The organism is Mycobacterium sp., assembly GCF_019243155.1.
Classification (GTDB): Bacteria; Actinomycetota; Actinomycetes; order Mycobacteriales; family Mycobacteriaceae; genus Mycobacterium.
In genome coordinates this window covers 1-3,395 of record NZ_JAFAUS010000324.1, presented here as the reverse complement: position 1 = coordinate 3,395, position 3,395 = coordinate 1, and the positions used below count along the sequence as shown (strand labels likewise).

5 protein-coding genes are annotated in these 3,395 nt (G+C 67.7%); 4 read left to right on the top strand and 1 reads right to left on the bottom strand.

Going from position 1 to position 3,395, the window contains the following annotated elements:
• The 3 genes from JOZ00_RS16455 to JOZ00_RS16445 form a co-directional block, all read left to right on the top strand.
• Positions 1-785: GNAT family N-acetyltransferase (locus JOZ00_RS16455; protein ID WP_293345385.1), on the top strand; the 785-nt coding region annotated here is incomplete at its 5' end.
• 5 nt (positions 786-790) lie between these two features.
• On the top strand, positions 791-1,474 hold the full coding sequence (locus JOZ00_RS16450) for a DUF5642 family protein (RefSeq protein ID WP_293345387.1): 684 nt from the start codon (positions 791-793) through the stop codon (positions 1,472-1,474).
• A 28-nt stretch (positions 1,475-1,502) separates the two neighbouring features.
• A complete protein-coding gene (locus JOZ00_RS16445) occupies positions 1,503-2,153 on the top strand; it encodes a DUF5642 family protein (protein ID WP_293345383.1) in 651 nt (216 codons plus the stop codon).
• A gap of 10 nt (positions 2,154-2,163) precedes the next feature.
• Here JOZ00_RS16445 and JOZ00_RS16440 read toward each other — a convergent pair whose 3' ends face one another.
• Complete coding sequence (locus JOZ00_RS16440) at positions 2,164-2,760, bottom strand: alpha-ketoglutarate-dependent dioxygenase AlkB (protein ID WP_293345381.1); 597 nt, start codon at positions 2,758-2,760, stop codon at positions 2,164-2,166.
• Between the two features lie 95 nt (positions 2,761-2,855).
• Between JOZ00_RS16440 and JOZ00_RS16435 the strand changes: the two genes are divergently transcribed.
• Positions 2,856-3,395: arginine deiminase family protein (locus JOZ00_RS16435; protein WP_293345379.1), on the top strand; the 540-nt coding region annotated here is incomplete at its 3' end.

Below are 3,395 nucleotides of genomic sequence, written 5' to 3'. Positions count from 1 at the left end.
ACGGCGTGGTGATCACCGAGCCGGCGCTGCCCTGCATGCTCGTCGGCGAGATCGCCCTGCTGCGCAAGATCCCGCGAACCGCCACGGTCACCACAGTCGAACCGCTGACCGGCTGGATCGGCGACAACGACGCGTTCGCTCAGATGGCGCACATTCCGGGAATCATGCCCCGGTTACTGCGCACGGTGCGCCAGCGATTGGCCGCTTTCATCACGCCCATCCCCGTACGGGTTCGCGACGGATCCCTGCTGCTGCTGCGCCCGGTCCTGCCGGGCGACAGGGAGCGGACCGTGCACGGGCACGTCCAATTCTCCAGCGAGACGCTGTACCGGCGGTTCATGTCGGCCAGGATTCCGACCCCGGCGCTGATGCACTACCTGGCGGAGGTCGACTATGTCGACCATTTCGTCTGGGTGATGACCGACGGCGGCGACCCGGTGGCCGACGCTCGCTTCGTCCGCGACGAACACGACCCGACGATCGCCGAGATCGCGTTCACCGTCGCCGACGCCTACCAGGGCCGCGGCATCGGGACCTTCCTGATCGGCGCGCTGTCGATTGCCGCCCGCGTCAATGGAGTCGAACGATTCTCGGCGCGGATGCTCGCGGACAACGTGCCGATGCGCTCGATCATGGACCGGTACGGCGCGGTATGGCAGCGCGAAGACATCGGAGTCATCACTACCGTCATCGGCGTGCCTCGCCGGCGCGACACCGTCATCAAAAAAGAGACGGCCAACGAGATCAAACGCGTTGCCCGCCAGATGATCGAGGTCGTCAGCTGACGGGCATACGGCGCTGCGGGATTGCCCTGACGGCGGCTCTGCTGGGCGTCGCTTGCGCCCATTCCCATCCACCCCCGCGGGCGTCCACGCCGCCATCGCCGTCGCCTGCTGCTACCGCCGTCAACCCCGGCAACATCAAGCGGGTCGTGCGCGACTTGCCACCCGGTTATGAGGTGACCACGGCGATCCCCGACGGCGCCACGCCGAGAGTGATCTGGAGCCTCGGCGCCGACGCGTCGGACAGCAAGGCCAAGCCGCCGCAATGCGGGATACTTGCCGACCCCGGAAAGGGACTCGATCAATCGGCGCAAGGCGTGTCGGGGTCGGGCGGCGGCGGGATCGTCGATGCGGTGGTCGTGGCTTTGCCGGGACCGGTGGACTTCCCCCGTGATCTGATCGCGCCATGCGGGCAATGGAGCATGACGGGCGGCCACACCACGGCCGGCGTTCGTCTCACCGATGCCCCTCACATCGACGGTGCCGAAACCCTCGGCATGGTGGCCGACACCAAGTCATCCGTCGAATCGGGCACCGAGATCGACTCGCGCACATATACATTCACCGCGTATTTGGGCAGCTATTACGCGTTCACCACTCTGACCACGGACCCTGGGTCGGTGGTCGCGGCGCTACCACCGCGCTTCGCCGCTGATCTGCTCGTCAAAACGGTGTCCGCGCTGCGTAGCTGAACCGCTCGCCTTAGGTAGATTGGCCCCGATGTTGAAGCTGTTGCCCGCGGCCGCCGCGGTGTGCGTGCTCGCCGGCTGCTCTTCGGCTGCAAACTCCTCGAAGGCCGACATCAGCAAGGTCGCCGAGTTGAAGTCGGCCTTCGGGCCCGAATACAAGGTCGGCGACACCAGTGAACGCGCGATCGATCCCAAGCTGCTGTCGGCCCGAAAGCTGCCGGAGGGACTGAAATTCGATCCGGCGAATTGCGCGAAAGCGGCGGTAGGACCGGACATGCCGCCGGACTTGCAGGGCAATATGGCCGCGGTCTCGGCCGAAGGCAACGGCAATCGGTTCGTCGTCATCGCCGTGGAGACGTCAAAAGCCTTACCGGTCAACGACCCCGGCAAGGACTGCAAAAAGGTGGCATTCTCCGGGCCCCAGCTGCGGGGCGGCATCGAGGTGGTCGACGCGCCACAGATCGACGGGACTCAGACGATGGGTGTGCACCGGGTGCTGCAGGCCCTGGTCGCCGGGGGTGCCCGCACCGGGGAGTTGTATGACTATTCGGCCCAGTTCGGTGACTACCAGGTGATCGTCACGGCGAACCCGCTGGTGATCCCCGACAAGCCGGTGGCGCCGGTCGACACCCAACGGGCGCGCGACCTCCTCGTCAAGGCGGTGCAGGCCGTCCGCAGCTGAGGGGCTGTCGCTAGCGCACGCCGCGCGGCCTGAACTGAATGCTGATGCGCGGGCCGACGGGAGTCGACGTCTTGGGCACGGCGTGCTCCCAGGTCCGCTGGCATGACCCGCCCATCACGAGCAGATCCCCGTGCGCCTGCGGCAGCCGCAGCGACGGGCCACCCCCACGCCGCCGCATCGCGAAGGTCCGGGTGGCGCCCAGGCTGATGATCGCCACCATGGTGTCCTGCGTGCTGCTGCGGCCGATGGTGTCGCCATGCCACGCGACGCTGTCGGAGCCGTCGCGGTAGCAACACAACCCGACGGTGGTGAACGGCTCGCCGAGCTCGCCCGCATAGATGTCGTTGAGCCGCCGGCGCAGCTTGGCCAGCAGGGGATGGGGAGGCTCATCGAGGGTGAGGTCGTGAAAACTCACCAGCCGCGGCACGTCGACCACCCGGTCGTACATCTGGCGGCGTTCCTCCCGCCAGGGAACCGAGGACAGTAGCGGGTCGAGCAGCTCATCGGCGTCGGTGAGCCAGCCGGCGCGGATTTCGACGAAGGCGCCATCGCCTAGTTGTCTGCGCTCGGTGTGCTGGAACAGGGAGCCTTGTACCGCCATCTCCACGCCGCCGAGTTTATCGCACACCCGTTCGATCGCAGGGCTCGCGCGGTGGGCGTGTGGGCCCGGCCAATCGCGCCCGGCGCCGCTAACGTGAACCCGTGGCTGATCTGCTGGGCACGGATTCTGAGGTGGGCCCGCTACGGGTGGTCATCGTGCACCGCCCCGGCGGGGAGTTGCGGCGGCTCAACCCGCGCAACCTCGACCAGTTGCTGTTCGACGGGCTGCCGTGGGTCGCGGGCGCGCAATCCGAGCACGACCAGTTCGCCGAACTGCTGCGCTCCCGCGGCATCGAGGTGCTGCTGCTGTCGGACCTGCTGACCGAGGCGCTGACCCACAGCGGGGCGGCGCGGATGCAGGGCGTCGCCGCCGCCGTCGACGCACGCCGGCTCGGTTTGCCGTTGGCGCAAGAAGTCTCGGCTTACCTGCGGGGCCTGGAACCGCACAGATTGGCTCAGGTGCTGATGGCGGGCATGACGTTCAACGAGCTGCCGTCGGACACCCGGACCGACGTGTCGCTGGTGCTTCGCATGCACCACGGCGGCGACTTCGTCATCGACCCGCTGCCGAACCTCGTGTTCACCCGCGACTCGTCGATCTGGATCGGGCCCCGGGTGGTGATTCCGACCCTGGCGCTGCGC

What these genes read in the sequence shown, in the direction of transcription:
- JOZ00_RS16445 (WP_293345383.1), top strand. Translation starts at nt 1,503, where the DNA reads ATGTTGAAGCTGTTGCCCGCGGCCGCCGCGGTGTGCGTGCTCGCCGGC.